At 65.4% G+C, this 19,048-nt stretch carries 20 protein-coding genes and 1 pseudogene; 5 read left to right on the forward strand and 16 right to left on the reverse strand.

All coding sequences use genetic code 11. The annotated features are described in order from the left end of the window. Nucleotide 1 precedes the first annotated feature (1 nt). The 11 genes and pseudogenes from BAMB_RS08570 to BAMB_RS08610 form a co-directional block, all read right to left on the reverse strand. Nucleotides 2-1,069: an asparagine synthase-related protein gene (locus BAMB_RS08570; protein ID WP_011656982.1), complete on the reverse strand. Its 1,068-nt coding sequence runs from the start codon at nucleotides 1,067-1,069 to the stop codon at nucleotides 2-4. Continuing rightward, the gene (locus BAMB_RS08575) at nucleotides 1,066-1,944 is read right to left on the reverse strand and encodes a radical SAM protein (protein WP_011656983.1); all 879 of its coding nucleotides are present in this window, start codon (nucleotides 1,942-1,944) and stop codon (nucleotides 1,066-1,068) included. Before BAMB_RS08575 ends, BAMB_RS08570 begins: the two co-directional genes overlap by 4 nt. Nucleotide 1,945: 1 nt before the next feature. Then, complete coding sequence (locus tag BAMB_RS08580) at nucleotides 1,946-2,938, reverse strand: phosphotransferase enzyme family protein (RefSeq protein ID WP_011656984.1); 993 nt, start codon at nucleotides 2,936-2,938, stop codon at nucleotides 1,946-1,948. Continuing rightward, nucleotides 2,939-3,688, reverse strand: coding sequence for a class I SAM-dependent methyltransferase (locus tag BAMB_RS08585; protein WP_011656985.1), 750 nt, complete (start codon nucleotides 3,686-3,688; stop codon nucleotides 2,939-2,941). A gap of 242 nt (nucleotides 3,689-3,930) precedes the next feature. Then, nucleotides 3,931-4,056 (reverse strand): annotated as a pseudogene (locus tag BAMB_RS36080) (hypothetical protein); the annotation flags it as partial. A gap of 137 nt (nucleotides 4,057-4,193) precedes the next feature. After that, nucleotides 4,194-4,703 (reverse strand): hypothetical protein, encoded by a 510-nt coding sequence (locus BAMB_RS08595; protein ID WP_011656987.1) that lies wholly within the window; start codon nucleotides 4,701-4,703, stop codon nucleotides 4,194-4,196. Then, on the reverse strand, nucleotides 4,669-4,959 hold the full coding sequence (locus tag BAMB_RS08600) for a recombinase family protein (RefSeq protein ID WP_050812309.1): 291 nt from the start codon (nucleotides 4,957-4,959) through the stop codon (nucleotides 4,669-4,671). Before BAMB_RS08600 ends, BAMB_RS08595 begins: the two co-directional genes overlap by 35 nt. Nucleotides 4,960-5,147: 188 nt before the next feature. After that, nucleotides 5,148-5,636 carry a hypothetical protein gene (locus BAMB_RS35250; RefSeq protein WP_127456337.1) on the reverse strand — a complete coding sequence of 163 codons (489 nt, stop codon included), beginning with the start codon at nucleotides 5,634-5,636 and terminating at the stop codon, nucleotides 5,148-5,150. A gap of 99 nt (nucleotides 5,637-5,735) precedes the next feature. Beyond that, nucleotides 5,736-6,278 (reverse strand): zinc ribbon domain-containing protein, encoded by a 543-nt coding sequence (locus BAMB_RS36255; protein WP_011656988.1) that lies wholly within the window; start codon nucleotides 6,276-6,278, stop codon nucleotides 5,736-5,738. A gap of 8 nt (nucleotides 6,279-6,286) precedes the next feature. Continuing rightward, complete coding sequence (locus BAMB_RS35260) at nucleotides 6,287-6,598, reverse strand: hypothetical protein (protein WP_127456335.1); 312 nt, start codon at nucleotides 6,596-6,598, stop codon at nucleotides 6,287-6,289. Between the two features lie 259 nt (nucleotides 6,599-6,857). After that, on the reverse strand, nucleotides 6,858-8,450 hold the full coding sequence (locus BAMB_RS08610; protein WP_011656989.1) for an ABC-F family ATPase: 1,593 nt from the start codon (nucleotides 8,448-8,450) through the stop codon (nucleotides 6,858-6,860). Nucleotides 8,451-8,617: 167 nt separating this feature from the next. On the opposite strand from BAMB_RS08610, the gene BAMB_RS08615 reads away from it, so the two are divergent. Further along, entirely contained in the window at nucleotides 8,618-9,070 is a 453-nt protein-coding gene (locus tag BAMB_RS08615) for a lipocalin-like domain-containing protein (RefSeq protein WP_011656990.1), read from the forward strand. A 129-nt stretch (nucleotides 9,071-9,199) separates the two neighbouring features. Here BAMB_RS08615 and BAMB_RS08620 read toward each other — a convergent pair whose 3' ends face one another. After that, nucleotides 9,200-11,497, reverse strand: a complete 2,298-nt coding sequence (locus BAMB_RS08620) for an AsmA family protein (protein WP_011656991.1) — start codon at nucleotides 11,495-11,497, stop codon at nucleotides 9,200-9,202. A 151-nt stretch (nucleotides 11,498-11,648) separates the two neighbouring features. Between BAMB_RS08620 and BAMB_RS08625 the strand changes: the two genes are divergently transcribed. Beyond that, a complete protein-coding gene (locus BAMB_RS08625) occupies nucleotides 11,649-12,350 on the forward strand; it encodes an ABC transporter ATP-binding protein (RefSeq protein ID WP_041491188.1) in 702 nt (233 codons plus the stop codon). Further along, nucleotides 12,347-13,150, forward strand: a complete 804-nt coding sequence (locus tag BAMB_RS08630; protein WP_011656993.1) for an ABC transporter permease — start codon at nucleotides 12,347-12,349, stop codon at nucleotides 13,148-13,150. Before BAMB_RS08625 ends, BAMB_RS08630 begins: the two co-directional genes overlap by 4 nt. Before the next feature lie 55 nt (nucleotides 13,151-13,205). Here the strand turns inward: BAMB_RS08630 and BAMB_RS08635 are convergent, their stop codons facing one another. The 3 genes from BAMB_RS08635 to BAMB_RS08645 form a co-directional block, all read right to left on the reverse strand. Then, nucleotides 13,206-13,679, reverse strand: a complete 474-nt coding sequence (locus tag BAMB_RS08635) for a PliI family lysozyme inhibitor of I-type lysozyme (protein WP_011656994.1) — start codon at nucleotides 13,677-13,679, stop codon at nucleotides 13,206-13,208. 204 nt (nucleotides 13,680-13,883) lie between these two features. Beyond that, nucleotides 13,884-14,435 (reverse strand): DUF6013 family protein, encoded by a 552-nt coding sequence (locus BAMB_RS08640; RefSeq protein ID WP_041491361.1) that lies wholly within the window; start codon nucleotides 14,433-14,435, stop codon nucleotides 13,884-13,886. 160 nt (nucleotides 14,436-14,595) lie between these two features. Beyond that, a complete protein-coding gene (locus tag BAMB_RS08645) occupies nucleotides 14,596-15,612 on the reverse strand; it encodes a zinc-binding alcohol dehydrogenase family protein (protein ID WP_041491362.1) in 1,017 nt (338 codons plus the stop codon). 124 nt (nucleotides 15,613-15,736) lie between these two features. On the opposite strand from BAMB_RS08645, the gene BAMB_RS08650 reads away from it, so the two are divergent. Beyond that, nucleotides 15,737-16,678, forward strand: a complete 942-nt coding sequence (locus BAMB_RS08650) for a LysR family transcriptional regulator (RefSeq protein ID WP_011656997.1) — start codon at nucleotides 15,737-15,739, stop codon at nucleotides 16,676-16,678. Nucleotides 16,679-16,867: 189 nt separating this feature from the next. After that, nucleotides 16,868-17,713, forward strand: coding sequence for a phosphoserine phosphatase SerB (gene serB / locus BAMB_RS08655; protein WP_041491189.1), 846 nt, complete (start codon nucleotides 16,868-16,870; stop codon nucleotides 17,711-17,713). A 77-nt stretch (nucleotides 17,714-17,790) separates the two neighbouring features. On the opposite strand, the gene BAMB_RS08660 is transcribed toward serB, so the two are convergent. Beyond that, nucleotides 17,791-18,975 (reverse strand): cystathionine beta-lyase, encoded by a 1,185-nt coding sequence (locus BAMB_RS08660; protein ID WP_011656999.1) that lies wholly within the window; start codon nucleotides 18,973-18,975, stop codon nucleotides 17,791-17,793. Between the last annotated feature and the right edge of the window lie 73 nt (nucleotides 18,976-19,048).

The raw sequence follows: 19,048 nt of genomic DNA on the forward strand, positions 1-19,048 counted from the left end.
CTCAGGTTGAGCGATGCGCGGCATCGAGATGAAGGCGATCGAGATGATCGAGGATCAGCGTCAGCGTGACCCACAGCACGCGCTCGGTATCCGCCTGCAACGTGGGCGCGGCCAGACCGAGCGTGTCGGCCAGTGCACGCGTGCGGTCGCGATCGAGCAGCGGCGCGAGATCCATCGCCGGTGCGAGCCGCCCGCGCTTCGGGCCGTGCACGAGACGGTCCGGCAGGTTCAGGCGCGCACCGAGATCGCGCAGGCACTGCTTGTTCGGGTCGGGTGCGATGCTCGTCAGATGCGCGACGACGTCGGCATCGACGAACGGCGGATGCAGATCGACCGACGCCTCGTCGAACAACGCATGGCACAGCGGCAGATAGTTGGCCGACCGGTCGCGGCGCAAGACCTGATCCGCGCCGTCGCCGGTGATCGCCACCTCGACGCCGTCCGCGGCGATCGCCTCGGCCAGCAGCAGCTTCGCGACCGGGTGCAGGTTGAACATCGGCTCCTCGACCGCATGGGTCGTTCTCGGCAGCGCCGCGACGAAGTCGGCCTCGTTCGCGCGCACGATCTTCACGTTCGCCTGCATCTGCGCGGCGAGTTCGAGCGCCGCGTCGAGTTCGCAGTAGTCGGGCATGTCGGTCGCGAGGATATAGGACGTCACGTGCCGCTGGGCGCCGAGTTCGCGCAGCAACGCGAGCAGCAGCGCCGAATCGAGCCCGCCGCTCAGCGCCAGCGCGACGCGCTTGCCGCTGTCGAGCGCGCGTTGCAGCGATGCGCGCAGCACGGTGTCCAGATCGGCATGCCGGGGCCGCTCGGGCGCCGGCCGCACCGCCAGGCCGTGCGGCGCCCGGATCAGTGCATGACCGGGCGGCACCGCGAGCACGTCGCGCAGCACCGTGCGGCCGATCAGGCGCTGGCCGCTCAGGTAGCCCGCGATGGCGGCCGGGTCCGGCGCGCCGGCCGCTTGCCCCGACGCCTGCAGGACGGCGCGGATGCCGGACGCCGCCACGCCGCTGCGCGGATGGTAGTGCAGACGATCGAAACCGAACGGGTCGCGCGTGCCGACGATCATGGATAACGAGCCTTCAAGGTGTCCACTTCAATGCGTTTCAGGATGCGATGCGGCGCGACCGGCGCGCTGCCGCCGCGGCAATGCAGGCATGCTTCGAGCGGTGCCTCGCGCTGCAGATAGGCGAGCATCGCATCGAGCATGCCGGCGTCATCGCGCAGCGGCAGGCCGTCGGCCTGGAAATCCTTCTCGCCCTTGTAGAGCGTATGGAAATGCGCCGGACGCGTACACGTGTAGAACATGCCGTCGCGAATCATATGGCAGCGCTCGCGGATCCAGCAATCGTGATAGAGACGCCGCGCGTCGTCGCGATCCGTGCCGGGCTGTGCACGATTCATCGTCGTGAACACGTCCTGCACCTTCCAGTTCAGGCGCACGTCGAAACGCGCGGCCTGGTGCTCGACATGCGCGATCAGGTCGGGCGAAAGCGCCGGCTTCGGATAGCGGGAGATGGTGAGCGCATCCACCGCTTGCCAGAACGCGTCCGGCATCTCGCCGAGCTTCAGGCCGTTCGTCGTGACGGAGATTTCGGGCGCGATGCCCGTGCCGCGCACGCGTTCGACGAGTTCGACGAGCGCCGGGTGCAACAGCGGTTCGCCGCCGACCAGCTTGAAAATGCGCGGGCTCAGCACCTTCGCGGCCTTGCGCAGATCGGACTCTATCGATTCGGGGCTCGCATACCACTCGGGCAGCAGCGGCGACAGCGAGCAGCATTCCGCGCAGGTCAGGTTGCAGTGGTCGACGATATGCGCTTCCAGCGAGCGCGTCCGGACGCGCCCATCGGCGACGCGGTAGTCGCGATCCAGCGGCGGCGGGAAGACATGCTGTCGCTCGCCGGAGCGCGGCGGATTCGGGATGGTGTTCGGATTCGCACTCACTTCAGCTTCCTGCTTCCACGCAACGGGAAAAGAAATCGATCAGACGCTCGCGCGCGTCCACCATCGCGGACGCCATGGTCACCGCGCCGCTCAGGTGCGACGCGAAGCGCGACGGATCGTCGAGCCAGCCTTGCACGACCCACAGCTTGAGCGCGTGCTGCAGGCACGCGGCATCGACGGCCCACGCGAGGTGCGCGGGATTCACCGGCCGGACCCGGCCATACGCGCGCACGAAGGCTGCCGCCAGATGCGGCGCCTCCAGCGGCAAATGATTCAGGCATCGCACCAGTTCGTATTCGCGCGGCGCGCCGATCGATGCCTCCCAGTCGAGAATCAGCGGCGGCAGCGTGCCCGTGAACAGATAGTTGAACTGGTTGTAGTCGTTGTGAATCGGATGCTGCGGATCGTCGGCGGGAAACGCGTCGAGACTGCCCGGATAGTAGCGCTCGAGCATGCGCAGCGCGAGATCGACATAGCGACGCAGGTCCGCGCCGCCGTCGTTCGCGTGCGCACGATCCCGTGCGTCGAGCAGGCTGCGGCGCACCGCGTCCGCATCGATCGCGGTCAGCCGCGCGCGGATCGTGTCGAGCGACGGCAGATGCAGCCGGTCGAGGCTCAGGTGCAGCGCGGCCAGACTCGCGCCGAGCGCATTCCACTCGGCTGGCGAAAATGTATCGTAGGTTCTGAACTGCCCGGCTTCCCAGCGCGTGAGCATCGCGTGCGAGTCCTGCCCCGTCCACAGCGATGCGCCGGCTGTCGTGCGTTTCAGCGTCTGGACACGAACGCGGGCATCGCCGTGCATTTCCAGATGCGCAAGGACGGCGGCCTCCCTGGCCGCGCGCGCATGGTGTTCGAGCGCATAGAGCTTGACTGCCACACCGCCGCTGTCAGCCGGCAGATACCACACGCGTTCGCTGACCTGGCGCGGTGCGTCGCTTCGGCCGAGCGCGTAGGCGTCGCGAATCTCGTCAAAGGGGATCGCAAGCCGGTCCATTCAGATGTGCTCCGCCGGCCCGTGTCGATACGGATGACCGGTCAGGAACGTGTTGTGTCCGACGTAGCGGAGCTTGTACATCGCCGGCCGGAACAGCACCGATGGATCGTTGTTCGCGATGCCGAGCAGCGGGTACAGGTCCTGCCGTACGAAGAACGCGTTGTTGCCCATGTCGTCGCAGCAGACGAGTTCATAGCCCTTCCGCCTGCCGAGATGAACGAGCGATTCGAGGCTTGCACCGTAGTAGGTCGAGCCATCCCATTCGTGGTCCGGATTGAAGCACATGACCCAGCGTTCGGGCGGCGTGTAGTACGGGTTGTATTCGATCACGACGATGCGCGGCTGAAACGCTTGCAGGCCGCACCACACCCAGTAATCGTTGCCGTCGATGTCGATCGACAGCAGGTCGAAGTCGGCCGGCGTGTTCGCATCGGCGAGCAGTTGATCGACCGTATCGGGTTGGACGCGGTCCTGATACAGACGGACGCGCTCCGCGCCCGCGTAGTGGGCGGCAAGCTTGCCGAACCGATATGCGCTGCCTTCCACCAGCACGCCGGCCCAATCCTGTTCGTGCAGCAGCCGCGCGGTGTTGCTGTTGCGAAGGCCGTCGCTCGCGCCGATGTCGACGCAGAAGCGGTTGGCGGGCGCGATCCGCTCCATCAGGCGCGCCAGGATGCCCTCCTCGGTGCCCTGCGCGTAAAGGCTTTGCGCAAGGCCGGACAGGTCGAGCGGGAGGGGATGGTCCTGCATCGAGGGACGGCTCCGGGTCGAAATGGGGAATGATGAATGGCGTTCGGCGGTAATTTACCCGAAGTCGGTCAACGGGAGGAAACCGGAATTCGCGATGCGGCCGGCCCCGGCCGCGAGCGGAAATGAAAAAACCCGCATCGACACTGCTGTCGATGCGGGCTTGATGCGCTTGTGACGGTTCGCTCCGGGCGTTCTGGTCGGTGCCGCACCGGAACTCATGCGCGGAGGAAACCTCCGGGCACTTACTCCTGCCCCTGACTTGTCAGGAATTCCTCGTAATTGCCACCGAAGTCGTACAGCGTACCGTCCGTGCGCACTTCGATGATCCGGTTCGCCAGCCCGCTCACGAACTCGCGGTCGTGCGACACCCGATCCCGTTCATGTTTTTAATCAATCCCTTCCCTGCCTGTCCGCAACCTTCGCCAGCAAGGGATCCGTTACGCGTCGCGATGAGGAACCTGGCGCAAGGAATCCCAATCGCTATCATACGCAGCGAGAGAGCAAATCATTCAGGGCTGCGCTCTTTCTGGAAGTACTCCCGGTATGTATCAAGCACGGCCCAGAAAGCATCACGGAGCCACACGGGCTTATCATCAACATCGAGGATGAGGTATTCCGTCCCTAGGGAGTCTCCAACGCGCGACACCCCAGTGAAGAAACCCCGCTTGATTCTTTTCCCGTATGCCGGCCTCGTTTTACCATCGAGCGTATGATGCTTAGCATTGTTTGCCGCGCTGATGACTGCTCGAAACGCCTCGAGCCCGTGGATTTTGAGAACCAGCGCTTCCTCCGCCGAGCGCCCAGCCTCATCCTTGGCGGCAAGTTTTTCTCTGACATTTTCCTTTGTCCCGTTCTTGACCAGCCAATCAAGTAAGTGGAACAGGGTCACGGAAACAAGAAACGCGTTCACGGGCGTTTGCGCTGCGTAGAACGCCGTGTACTGCTCACATGCGAGGCCGAATAAATCACTTGCAGAAAGATCAAAGAAGCCCTCCGCCGGAAAACTCTGCTCCATAGTCGCTCATCTCATGACGATTACCGGTAAATCGCGATGATAGGCCGAAGATGGGCAAAAAGAAAAGGCGGGAATCCTTCACCCCCAGACCTGCCAGCGCCTCTTCCGTAGCACTCACGTCCATCGCGTTGCCCAGTCGGTCCTGCTTGGTAACGTCCACGACATCGCCTAACTCCATACGGTCCACCAAGCGTGCGAAGCCGAGACGCTCGGAGGCAGTGACGGAACTGCTAATTAATTCGTCCACATGCGCCATTTTTCGATAGCGAACCCGTTCAATCTCTGGACGTTGGTTCTCGGTGGATGGTCATGGGGGGAGATACGGCAGTAAACGTACACCTGTACGCAATAAGCGTCCGAGTCTTATGCCATGCCCGAACAGCTTACAAACGAACTTTCGTACGCCCCTGACTGCCGATATTCGAAAGGGAACGGTTTTGGAAACTATTGCCCACTTCGGATTTGCTCGACATCAAGTCGACAACGGAGTTCGATTAATGTCAGCGTTAATTCGAGCGACTTTAGCTGCTTCTTGAACGCCAGCACCCCCAGAATGATTGCCGCCATCCCGGTAGCAGCTTGCGCCCCGTAGTCCGACCACGATAATGGGCGTTGGACTTGAATCAAGGTCAGCGCACTTAGTATTAAAGCCACTCCCGAAAGCAGTAGATTCCATACAGCGTCAAGTTGCAGGTTATTTCGCTCGGCCAAGACGAAGGGAATTCGATGGCGGAAACGCACAAGTTCGTCAACCTGCTTGGTTCGCGCCTCTTGCACGCGTACGGAGCGATTTGCCCAAATCCCCGTGAGCTTACCAGAGCACGAGTCAAGAACTCGAACAAGATAGGTCCCCGCCACTCCGACGATGAGGCCGGCAGCAACCACGCTGAACCACCACTCACCAGATGATAAAGACTGAAGAATTTTATCCATTGCTATCGAACGCGTTAACCAATGTGAACGGTGCGGTCAAATGCCCCCAGCGGGCCCATTTGAGGCCCGTGAGAGCATCTCGTGCTGGCGATATTAGCCCTAGCCGAATGCCACGAGCGCAGCCACCAGAAGCGCGACGATGGCGCTAGGCTTGGCTATTTCTATCAAGTAACTCTTCCAGACAAACCCTGAACCGAAAACAGACGAGCAAACGCGAAGCGGCACTCTTCCGTAAAAGATATATCTATTGCCGTTCCGCTCGACCATATACCACGCACACGGGATGAGCGGGATGAACAAAAAACAGAACGATGACAGCGATAATCCGATGACCCGACCGTCTATCATAACTATTGGAACAAACCCCGCCATACCCATTCCGCAACCATTGATGCGGTAGAGATTAAACGGCCCTCTGGTCTTGACCATTCCCCCAGTCAACTCATGAGTGGTCGCCGCGTCGATTAGATGCACGGTTCCAGGCTGAGCGGGAGGAAGTTGGCGACGCTGAAACACATGCTTGATTGATGTCGCAGCCTTCCTAAACAGCTCTTTGCGCGCGACCGGAAACCCACAACTCGGACATGCCTTCGCGCTTGTAGATACGTCGTGACCGCATTCAGGACAGTTGATGAGCGCCATCCCAGCCCCTACAGACCTTCAGGTCGAATAGCATCAAGGGCTTGCGTGGCTGTCATTCCGCGTTTGTAGGCAGTAAAGCCGTTATGTCCTCCATCAATAGAGAAGCCCACATCGCGCACGGCCTTAACGTCATATCCCAGCGCGCTTGCTATCTCGTTATAGCCATACGAGCGAACAGGCTCTTGCTGCTCGTATAGAAGCCCGTTGACGTAATTTTCCACGGCTGCGGCAATCTCATTAAAGTCAGCCGCCTTACGCTTTTTCCGCGCATCCTTGCCCCGATAGCCGTCTCTCCTAACGGATACTGGATAAGTAACCATACGCACCCCGTGCTGTTATCAGTTCTGTAAGAAAAATCGAAGTTGATACTAGCACCATTGCGCGCAAACTGGCTAAGTGCGCATAAACGAGAAGGCCCACACCGACAAACTGCCGATGTGGGCCTTTCGTATTTCTGGCGGTACGCCTTACGCGCTCCGCCTAGTGTCCTCTAGAGAGCCCCTGCCGTTGTCCCAACGGGACAATTCCGTAGGACAACCCGGGACACATGAAGGGCTGTCTTGGAACAAACCGGCGGTTTTACTCCTGCCCCTGACTCGTCAGGAACTCCTCGTAATTGCCACCGAAGTCGTACAGCGTACCGTCCGTGCGCACTTCGATGATCCGGTTCGCCAGCCCGCTCACGAACTCACGATCGTGCGACACGAAGATCAGCGTGCCTTCGAACTGCTCGAGCGCGATCTGCAGCGACTCGATCGACTCCATGTCCATGTGGTTGGTCGGCTCGTCCATCAGCAGCACGTTGTGGCGGCCGAGCATCAGCTTGCCCCAGATCATGCGGCCCTTCTCGCCGCCCGACAGCACCTTCACCGACTTCTTGATGTCGTCCGACGAAAACAGCAGGCGGCCCAGCGTGCCGCGCACCATCGTCTCGTCATCGCCATCCTTGCGGTACTGGTCGATCCAGTCCATCAGCGTGATGTCGTTCGGGAACTCCTCGTACGTATCCTGCGGCATGTAGCCGACATTCGCGTTCTCGGACCACTTCACCGTGCCGTGATCGAGCGGCAGCGCGCCGAGCAGCGAACGCAGCAGCGTCGTCTTCCCCGCGCCGTTCTCGCCGATGATCGCAATGCGCTCGCCCGGCTGCACCGACAGGTTGAAGTTCTGGAAGATCGTGCGCTCGTACTTCTTCGTGATGTCTTCGGCAACCACCGCGACGTTGTGCAGCTTCTTCTCGAACTCGAAGCGGATGAACGGGTTCTGACGCGACGACGGCTTGAATTCCTCGATCTTGATCTTGTCGATCTGCTTCGCCCGGCTCGTTGCCTGGCGAGCCTTCGACTTGTTCGCCGAGAAGCGGCGCACGAAGTCCTGCAGCTCGGCCACGCGTTCCTTCGCCCGCGTGTTCGCCGCGGCCTGGCGCTCGCGCGCCTGTGCCGATGCGAGCATGTAGTCGTCGTAGTTGCCCGGCCAGACCTTCAGCGTGCCGAAGTCCATGTCGGCCATGTGCGTGCACACCGAGTTCAGGAAGTGACGATCGTGCGAGATGATGATCATCGTCGAGTTGTACTCGTTGAGCGTTTGCTCGAGCCAACGGATCGAGTTGATGTCGAGGTTGTTGGTCGGTTCGTCGAGCAGCAGCACGTCCGGCTTCGAGAACAGCGCCTGCGCGAGCAGCACGCGCAGCTTCCAGCCCGGCGCGACGTCGGCCATCGTGCCGGTGTGGAACTTCTCCTCGATGCCGATGCCGAGCAGCAGCGCGCCCGCGCGCGCCTCGGCGTCGTAGCCGCCGTATTCGGCGAACTTGCCTTCGAGCTCGGCCGCGTGCATGTAGTCGTCGTCGGTGGCTTCCGGGTTCGCGTAGATCGCGTCGCGCTCGGTCATCGCGGCCCACATCTCGGTGTGACCCATCATCACGACGTCGAGCACGCGCACGTCTTCATACGCGAACTGGTCCTGGCGCAGCTTGCCCAGACGCACGTTCGGCTCCAGCGCGACGTTGCCGCCGCTCGGCTCGAGGTCGCCGCCGAGGATCTTCATGAAGGTCGACTTGCCACAGCCGTTCGCGCCGATCAGACCATAGCGGTTGCCCTCGCCGAATTTGACCGAGATATTCTCGAACAAGGGCTTCGGCCCGAATTGCATCGTGATGTTGGCAGTAGAAAGCACGGCAGGTCCCGTAAGAGAGAAATCGACGGAAAACCGTGTATTTTAGCAGGTGTCGGAGAAACTGCCGACCACGCCGCCGCGGCACCCGCGCTACGGTCGTTGCCCGGTGCCCGCTGCCCCGTCAACACGACGGCATACGCGCCATCGCCGTCACACCGGAACCCCGCATGCCAACCAGCCAGCTTCGAGAACAACTCGTCGGCGCATGGCGCCTCGTTTCCTACGAAATCCGCCCGCGCGACGGCGGCACCGTCACCTACCCGCTCGGCCGCGACGCGCGCGGCTGGATCCTGTACACGCCGGACGGCTACATGTCCGCGCAGTTGATGGCGCCCGGCCGCCCGCCTTATGCGGACGGCGACCTGCAGGGCGGCAGCGTCGAGGAACGCGCCGCCGCCGCCCACGGCTACATCGCATATTCAGGCCCTTTTAACGTCGACGACGACGGCACGCTGACCCATGAAATGGACGTGAGCCTGTATCCGAACTGGATCGGCAACGTCCAGCAGCGGGTTGTCAGTATCGACGGCGACCGGATGCAACTCGGCACCGCCGGGCCCGTCGTCATCAACGGCCGGGAGGTTGACGCGGTACTCGTCTGGGTGCGCGCCCGCCGCTGAGCAGCGGCCGCTGGAGCTACCGCGCGACGGCGGCGGGACCTAGAGGCGGCAACCGGGAGCGGCGCCCCAACGAGCGCGGCCGGTCAGCGCGGCACCGTGCCGTCCCGCCTGCCCCACCGCCGTCGCCGGTCACTTGCCGGCTTTCGCCGCTTCTTTCTCCGCCGCCTTGGCCTTCATCTGCGCGAACAGCTGCGAACACGGCACGTCGCGGTTGTTGCTCGGCGCGATCAGCGGAATCAGCGCCGCGAACGGGTTGATCAGCCCGAGCCCGACCGCCGCGCCGGCGCGCAGCGCGAGCGCGCCCGCCTCGACGCCGACCTTCGGGTTCTTGAACGTGCCCTTCGCGTACAGCGGCGAGCGCAGCGAGAAGATCCGGAAACCCTTCGTGTGCGGATGGATCTTCAGGTCGACCGATTCGTCGCGCAGGTTGACCGGGCCGTCGACGTTGATCAGCGCGTCGTCCGTATCGAGCGCGAAGACCTTCGGGTCGAGGATGCCGTCATTCGCGACGAAATCGAACGCCGCGCAATTGATCTTCACGTCGCGGGTGCCGAACAGCTTCTCGTAGACGACGTTCGCGACGTTCAGGCCCGCCGCCTCCATCAGCAGCAGGCTGATGCGGCCGTCGGTGATGAGCGCCTTCACCTCGCCGGTCGACGTCGCGGCGAGCGCGGCCGGCGAGTTGCCGGTCGCCGACAGCGACGCGTCGCCGTTGATCTCGCCGAGCGCGGTCTGCATCACCTTCTGCGTCGGGAACAGCTGCTTGAGCTTCAGATGGCGCGCGCTCAGCGTGAAACGGCCCTTGAGCGGCGTGCGGCTGCCGTCGAGATGCGCATTCGTCGCGAGCGTGCCGCCAGCGACGCCGAATTGCAGCGGCTCGAGCGTCAGCACGCCGTCCTGCAGCAGGATGTGCGTGTACAGGTTGGTGATCGGCAACTGCGGGCTCTTGATCAGCCTGCGGCCGGTGAATTTCACGTCCGCGTCGATCGCGCTCCAGCGCTCGGTGCGGAACGCCGCGACCGGCAGCACGCGGTCCGGCGGCTGGCGCGTCGTGTCGCCGCGCTTCGCCTTGCTCGCGGGAGAATCGGCGCCGATCACCGGCGCGAGGTCGGAGAACTGCAGCAGGTTCGACACGACTTCGCCCGACAGCTTCGGCCGCGGCTTGCGCTGCGCCCAGGTGAGCGTGCCGTGCAGATCGCTGCCGCCGACGCGGCCCTTGAAGTTCTCGTAGCGGAACGTGCTCGTGGGCGGATTGAAGTTGCCGATCAGCCGTCCGTCGGTCGCATACGGCGGCGTGTCGGGCAGCGTGATGCCGGTGAGCTGATAGAGGTGCGACATCGACGTGCCCTGCAGCCACAGCCGCAGGTTCAGTGCCGCGAGATGCCGCGGATCGGTCAGCGTGCCGACGATCGCGAGCCGCGTATCGCCGGCCTTCACGTCGGCCTGCAGCGGGAACGGCTGCGTCGCGCTCTCGACCGCCAGCACGCCGCCCACCTTGCCGGTGCCGGTCACCGGCACGTTCTTGTAGCGGCCGTCGACCTTGAGGCCGAACGCGTACGTCGGCTCCGACTTCGCGGGTACCGCGGCCCCGGATGCGCCGCTCGCGGCGGATGCCGGCACGGCCGTCGATGCTGACGAGACCGGCCTGGCCGCGGAGGCAGACGCCGCCCCCGATGCGACCACGGGCGTCGACGCCGCGCTTGCGCCCTGTGCCGCGGATGCACCCGACCCGGCGGACGCGGCCTCCGCATGCGCCTTTGCGGCCATCTGCGCGGCCCCCTGCTTGCCGACATGCTGGGCGGACGCCGCGAGCGAGGTCTGTTCCTGCTCCTTCAGCACGTCGCCGATCGGAATCGGATGGCCGAGCGTATCCACCGCGATCGTGAGATCGGCCTTGGTGATCGCATCGCGATAGACGATGGTCCCCTTCGCGAACGCGAAGCTGTCGAGCCGCAGGTTCCACCGCGTCGGCTTGCCCGATTGCTTGAATTCGAAGGTCCACGTGTTGCGGCCATCGGCGAGGCGCTCGAGGTCGACTGCGGGATTGACGGCGTCGATCGACGGAATGACGATCTGATGCGTGAAGAGCGGGAGAATCGCGAGATCGAAGTGGGCGGCGTCGAGCGTGACGAACTTCGGGCCCTTCGCCCAGTCGGGGTTGCCGATCTCGAGCTGCGTGGCCGAGAAGCGCGGCCAGGGCACCCATGCCCGCCAGCCGGTCTCGCCTTGCGGGCGGTGCCAGTCGACCCTGAGATCGCCGTGGATCGCAAACGAACGGCCAAGTGCGGTGCTCACATGTTCGTTGACCCACGGTTTCGCGTGGTTCCAGTCGAACGTGAAAATGAAGATGCCGGTTGCCACAATGACCAGTGCGACGATACCGACAATCCATGCAGCCGACTTGCCAATGGCTCGAGCTAGCGTCATGGCGGTTCCGTTGTTGTTCTGCAGAGTTTGCGCGCCATGTCGGGCCCCTCCTGTGAGTGAATCGAACACGACACCGGCGGCTTTCAATCGGTATTATGGCGCACGCTGCGCCAATGCTTCGGCGCCGTTAACGCTTTTTTTCATTTGTGACATGACCGTCCCTACCGGCCTCATCGATGCGCAACAGATCACGCGCCGCGACGCCAGCAGCGGCAAGACGTTGCTGACGCCGACCGACTTCAGCCTCGCCGCGGGATCGCGAATTGCTATCACGGGAGCGTCGGGTTCCGGCAAGAGCGTGCTGCTGCGCGCGCTCGCGTTGCTCGATCCGCTCGATGGCGGTCACATCCTGTGGCGCGGCAAGCGCATCCGGCGCGGCGCGATTCCGGGCTACCGGCGCCGTGTCGCGTACGTGCGCCAGCGGCCCGCGCAAATGGACAGGACCGTCGAAGCGCAATTGCGCTACCCGTACTCGCTCGCGATCTATCGCGACGCGACGTTCGACCGTGCGCGCGCCGAAGCGCTCGCGGCGCGCGCCGGTCGCGGCGCCGACTTCCTCGACAAGCGTGCGAGCGAACTGTCGGGCGGCGAAGCGCAGATCGCCGCGCTGCTGCGCGTGCTGCAGCTCGATCCCGACGTGCTGCTGCTCGACGAGCCGACGTCCGCGCTCGACCCCGAGTCGACGCGCGCGATCGAAGCGCTCGTCGGCGCGTGGTTCGACGCGGCGCCCGACGCGCGCGCGTACATGTGGATCTCGCACGATCCGGCGCAGGCCGCACGAATCGGCACGATGCTGCTCGTGATGCAGGCCGGCGTACTGCACGCCGCGCGCGCGACGCAGGCGGCGCAATGAGCCCGTCGTTGCAGGAGCTGAGTCTCGTCGACGTCGGCATCGCCGCCGGCCTCGTCGCGGTCAACGGCGCGATTTCGGCCGCGCTGTCGCTCGGCCTCGGGCGCAAGCTCGCGCTCGCTGCCGTGCGCACCGTCGTGCAGCTGCTCGCGATCGGCTACGTGCTCGGCTGGGTGTTCGGCCATCCGCACTGGAGCGTCGTGCTGCCGATCACCGCGCTGATGACGTTGATCGCCGGCTTTGCGGGCGCCGGTCGCGGCAAGCATGCGTATCGCGGACAACGCGTCGACAGCATCGCGTCGATCTGGTTCAGCAGCTGGTTCGTCGCGGCGATCGGCCTGTTCGTCGTGATCCGCATTCATCCGTGGTACACGCCGCAATATGTGATCCCGATCCTCGGGATGATCCTCGGCAATACGCTGACGGGCGTGTCGCTCGGCGTCGAGCGGATGATGGAGGAACTGACCGCGCGGCGCGACCGCGTCGAGACCGCACTCGCGCTCGGCGCAACGCGCTGGGAAGCCGCGCAGGACGCCGCGCGCCAGGCCGTGCGCGCAGGCATGCTGCCGACGCTCAACCAGATGGCCGTGGTCGGCGTCGTGAGCCTGCCGGGGATGATGACGGGTCAGGTGCTGGCCGGCCAGTCGCCGCTGCAGGCCGTGCGCTATCAGATCGTGATCATGTTCCTGATCGCCGCGGCATCCGCGCTCGGTACCGTCGGCGCGGTGCTGATGACGTATCGCCGGCTGTTCTCGGCCGATCACCGCTTTCTCGCGTCGCGGCTAGAGGAGCGCACGCCGTGACGCGCGCCGTGACGCGCGCCTGCCGACACGCACGCGGCCTTCGCGCGGCGTGCGGTCAGCGCGCCGCGCGGCGCTTTCCGAGCGCCTGACGCAACGCGGCCGTCACATCGGCATCGGGCGCCAGCCCGTCGACCGACGCGACGAGCCGCACCGCACGCGGCGTCGTCACATAGGCCTGCGCACCGACATAACCGCCGCTGCCGGCCGAGCGCGTCGTGACGACGAGCGCCTGCGGCGCACGTGCGCCGAGATCCGCGGTAAACGCATCGGCGACGGTGCCGTCGCGCGCATGCAGCACGCCCGTCACGTAGTCGTCCGTATCGAAGCCGGGCGCCGCATGCGCGGTCGAATACACGCGCACCGCATAGCTGCCCGTCGAGCACGGTTCGAGCGCGCCGCTCGACACGACGGCCGTCTGCTGCCGTGACGGCAGCTCGACTTTTTTCACGAAGCTGCAATCGTCGGCCGCCTGCGCATGGGCGGCGACGAACGCAGCGGCCGACAGCAGCGCGCGCATGCGATGTTTCATGGAATGTCGTTCGGGGAAGGAGGTGGCGGATGTCGCGAGGATAGCGTGACACCTGTGTGACGTCACGCACGCCGGGCTCGACGAAGTCGAACTTCAAACGATGAAAAGCCCGAAGCCGCGCGCCACGAAACCGTCACGCGCGGCCGTGCAACGCACCGCGATTGGTTGCGCGCGCACCGGCCGCGGCCGGCCCGCGCACTGCACTCAGTGCTTGATCGACACCGTCACCCTGGTGCCGTCGCTCATCGTGACCGTCTTCGAACCGCCATTGGTCGAAAGCGACACCCACTTGACCTGGCTCACCGACACGACGTCCGGGCATTGCAGCGACTTGCCGCCCGCGCTCGCGTTGCGCGTGCCTTTCGGCGCGGCCGCCTGGAAGCTCATCTGGACGTTCGCGTTCCCCTTCGCGTCGACCGACGGCGCGAGCCGCACCTGGGTCTGGCGCACCATCGCGCCGTTCGCGTCGCGCGGCAGGTTGTCGGCGTTCGGGCAACCGTCCGGCATCGCGACCGCGCCGCTCGGCGGCACCGACTTCCAGTTGAAGTCGTCCGTTTCGCCCGAGCGGATCTTGCGGGTCTCCTGCGTATTGCCGAAGGTCTTCGAGTCGACCTTGACGGTGTATTCGAGCTGCCCTGTCCCGCCGCCCTTCAGGCTGCCCTTGACCGGCGGCGCCGCGAATACGCTCGCGCTGACGCACGCCGCCACGAACACGGCCGACCACGATGCGGCGACTGACAAGCTGCGTTGGCTCATGCTGACCTCCTTGTAATGCGGCGGCACGCGCGTGCCGCGCGGTTTTCGATGCATGATGCGTTGCCAGTCTACCGCCAAGCGGGATGCAATGCGCCGCAAACGCATCGGGTGTTACCCCGCTTGCGTTCGCGACGCAGCCGACCTTACGCGCGACGCCGGCTCAGAAGCCGCTCAGCACCAGCTTGCCGATCGCGCGCCCGCCCTCGAGCAATTGATGCGCGCGCCGCACGTTCGCCGCGTTGATCGTGCCGAGCTGCTCGCCGACGGTCGTGCGCAGCGTGCCGCCGTCGACGAGCCGCGCGACCTCGCTCAGGATCTTGTGCTGCTCGATCATGTCCGGCGTCTCGAACATCGCGCGCGTGAACATGAACTCCCAGTGAAACGCCGCGCTCTTCGCCTTCAGCAGTTCGACCGGCACCGGCTTGGCGTTCTCGACGATCGTGCAGATGCCGCCCTGCGGCCGGATGACTTCCGCCGCGGCCGGGAAATGATGGTCCGTGTCGTTGAAGATCAGCACGTAGTCGACCTCCGGATGGCCGATGTCATGCAACTGCGCGGGCAGATCGCCGAAATGGTCGACCACGTCGTCCGCGCCGAGCGAGCGCACCCATTCGGTCGACGCCGGGCGCGACGCGGTCGCGATCACGCGCAGCTTGCCGAGCGTCTTCGCGAGCTGGATCGCGATCGACCCCACGCCGCCCGCGCCGCCGATGATCAGCACCGACTTGCCCGCGTCCGCGCCCTGCGGCGACACGCGCAGCCGGTCGAACAGCGCCTCCCACGCGGTCAGCGCGGTGAGCGGCAGCGCGGCCGACGCCGCGAAATCGAGCGTGCGCGGCTTGCGTGCGACGATGCGCTCGTCGACCGTGTGGAATTCGCTGTTCGCGCCGGCGCGCGTGATGCTGCCCGCGTAGAACACCTCGTCGCCGGGCCGAAACAGCGTGACCTCGGCACCGACCGCGACGACCGTGCCCGCCGCGTCCCAGCCGAGCACGCGCGGTACTTCCTCGATCTGCGCCTTCGGCGCGCGCACCTTGGTGTCGACCGGGTTCACGGAAATCGCCTCGACCTTCACGAGCAGGTCGCGCGGGCCCGGCACCGGTTGCGGCAGTTCCACGTCGAGCAGCGCCTGCGGGTCGTCGATCGGCAGGTAACGGGTCAGTCCAACGGCTTTCATCATGAAGCTCCTTCAGGGAAATCCGGCGGGCCGCGGCGCAGCCCCCATGCATGCCATCGTAGGCCGCCCGATCCTTCGAGAAAACCGCTATATTTCCTGAAACATTTTCAGGAATTTCAGAACAATGAGTGCCGATCCGATTCCGGCCCCCGACAAGCCGCTCGACCTGCTCGACGTCGGCCTGTTCGTGCGCGCCGCGCTGCTCGCGAACGTGACGGCCGCCGGGCGCGAGTTCGGCGTGTCGGCCGCGGTCGCCAGCGCGCGCATCGCGCAGCTCGAGCGCCAGCTCGGCGCGCGATTGCTGCACCGCACCACCCGCCGCATCAGCCTCACGCAGGACGGCGAGGTCTTCATGGCCCGGGCCGAGGCGCTGCTGTCGGCCGCCGACGCCGCGCGGGCGTCGGTCGGCCACGGCCGCAGCGAGCCGTATGGACGGCTGAAGGTGTCGATGTCGTCGTCGTTCGGCCGCCAGCACGTCGCGCCCGTGATTCCCGCGTTCCTGCGCCGCTACCCGTCCGTGTCGCTGGACCTGCGGCTCTCCGACGAGATCGTCGATCTCGTCGACGACGGCTACGACGTCGCGATCCGCCTCGGCGCGCTGAAGGATTCGACGCTGGTCGCGCGCAAGCTCGCCGCGAACCGGCGCGTGCTGTGTTGCTCGCCCGCGTATCTCGCCGAACACGGGACGCCGCGCCATCCTGCCGACCTCGCGCAGCACGAATGCGTGATCCTCGGCGACCAGCGCGACTGGTCGTTCGTCACGCCGCAGGGCCCGCTCACCGTGCGGGTCGGCGGCCGGCTCGTCGCGAGCAACGGCGAGGCGATCCGCGAAGCGCTCGTCGACGGCTTCGGCATCGCGATCAAGTCGACCTGGGACGTCGGCCCGCTGCTCGCGGACGGCACGCTCGTCACCGTGCTCGACGACTACCCGTTCGCGCAGGACGTCGCGATCTGGGCCGTCTACCCGAGCCGCGCGCACGTGCCGCTGAAGACGCTCGCGTTCATCGCGTTCCTGGCCGAACACTTCGGCGATCCACCCTACTGGGATCGCGCGGACGAACGCTGAACGCCGTCCGGCGAGCGGCGCTGGCGGCGGCGCTGGCCGGCCATCCGCGGCGATCCGGCCGCGAGCGGATACCAACCGGCTACAATGGCGCGTTCGCGACGCAGCGGCCCGACGCCGGACAGGGCCCGCGTTCGCAGGCGGCCGCATGCCGGCCGCGCACGCGTTTCATTCGCTTTCAATCATTCCGCCATGACCCACAACCTCGTCATCCAGAGTCTCGCGCCGCTGTCGGACGCGCATCACAAACCGCTGCTCGCGCTGTCGCGCGGCACCCGCATCGTGCAGACCGACGAACATGCGCTGCGCATCGAAAACGCGAACCCCGCGCAGCGTCTCGACATCGACGCGTACTGCGGCACGCATGCGCTCGACTTCGGCTTCGTCGAAGCCGGCCGCACGCTCGGCGACTTCGGGCTCGCCGTGATGGACATGGATTCGACGCTGATCACGATCGAATGCATCGACGAGATCGCCGATTTCTGCGGGCTGAAGACGCAGGTCGCGGAGATCACCGACGCGGCGATGCGCGGCGAGATCCGCGACTTCAACGAAAGCCTCACGCGCCGCGTCGCGCTGCTCGCGGGGCTCGACGCGCACGCGCTCGAGCGCGTGTACGAGGAACGGCTGCAGTTGTCGCCGGGCGCCGAGAAGATGCTCGCCGGCGTGAAGGCCGCGGGCCTGAAGACGCTGCTCGTATCGGGCGGCTTCACGTTCTTCACCGAGCGCCTGAAGGCACGTCTCGGCATCGACTTCGCGCATGCGAACACGCTCGAGATCGTCGACGGCAAGCTGACCGGCAAGGTGCTCGGCGAAATCGTCAATGCGGACGTGAAGGCGCGCCTGCTGCGCGAGACCTGCGCTTCGCTCGGCATCGAGCCTACCCGCGCGATCGCAATGGGCGACGGGTCGAACGACATGAAGATGATGGCCGAAGCCGGGCTGTCGGTCGCGTTCCACGCGAAGCCCGTCGTGCGCGGTGCGGCCACCGTCGCATTCGACCATGTCGGCCTCGACGGGCTGCTGCGGCTGTTCTGATCCGCGCAAGCCACCCATGAAAAACGCCGGCGCGAGGTTGCCTCACGCCGGCGTCGTGTTTTTTTGCCGCAGTTTCGTTATCGGCCGAGCGTAGCCTGCATCGCACGCTCGATGTCCGCGCGCAGGTCGGCTTCGTCCTCGAGACCGACGTAGAAGCGCACCAGCGTGCCGCGATGCGGCCAGTCTGCACGCATCGACGCGACGTCGTAAGGCATCGCGAGGCTGCATGCGCCGCCCCAGCTCCAGCCGATCGCGAACAGCTCGAGCGCCTCGACGAAACGATCGATCTGCTCGCTGCTGTAGCGTTCGTCGAATACCACAGAGAACAGCCCGCCCGCGCCGGTGAAGTCGCGCACGAACGACGCGTGTCCCGGGCAATCGGCCAACTGCGGATGGAGCACGGCCGCGATCTCCGGCCGCGCCTTCAGCCACTGCGCGAGCGCCAGCGCGCTCTTGCTGTGTGCATCGAAGCGCACCTGCATGCTCGGCAGGCTGCGCAGCACGAGCGAGCAATCGTCGACCGAAACGCCGATCCCGCAGCGCATCCGCGCGAGCTTCAGTTGCGCGTGCAGCTCGGCGTTCGCGGTGATCGTCGCGCCCATCAGCACGTCGCTGCCGCCCGATTGATACTTGGTCAGCGCCTGCACCGAGATGTCGACGCCATGCTCGAACGGCTTGAACGCGAGCCCGGCCGAATACGTGTTGTCGATCGCGGTGACGATGCCGCGCGCCTGCGCGACCGTCGTGATCGCGCGCACGTCGGGCACTTCCATCGTCACCGAACCCGGCGCCTCGATCCAGATCAAGCGCGTGTTCGGCTGGATCAGCTCGGCAATTCCAGCGCCGACGAGCGGATCGTAGAAGCGTACGGTGATGCCGAAATCCTTCGCGAGCCAGTTACCGAAATCGGCGTTCGGCCCGTAGACGTTGTGCGGGATCAGCACGTCGTCGCCCGCCTTCACGATCCCGAAATAGACGTTCATGATCGCCGCGAGGCCCGACGGCTGCAGCAGCGCATGCGTGCCGCCCTCGATCTCGGCCAGCCGCTGCGCGAGCGCCAGCGACGTCGGGGTCGCGTGCAGGCCGTAGCGCCACTGGTTGTCGTTGTGCCAGACCAGCGCGCGCATCGTCGCGAGATCGGGGAACACGACCGTCGATGCACGCGCAACCGGCGGCACGAACGAACGGAAGCCGTCCGGAATGACGTCGTCGGGTTGAACGATGCGGGTCTGGAGTGCGCGCTTCGGAGTGGATGCAGTCATGGCAGGAGGCCCGGGGAAAGGCCGTTCGGTTGCGGAATGTGTCGCTAGATTAGCCAAATTCGGCGCGGTTGGC

It is taken from the genome of Burkholderia ambifaria AMMD (genome assembly GCF_000203915.1).
Taxonomy (GTDB): domain Bacteria; phylum Pseudomonadota; class Gammaproteobacteria; order Burkholderiales; family Burkholderiaceae; genus Burkholderia; species Burkholderia ambifaria.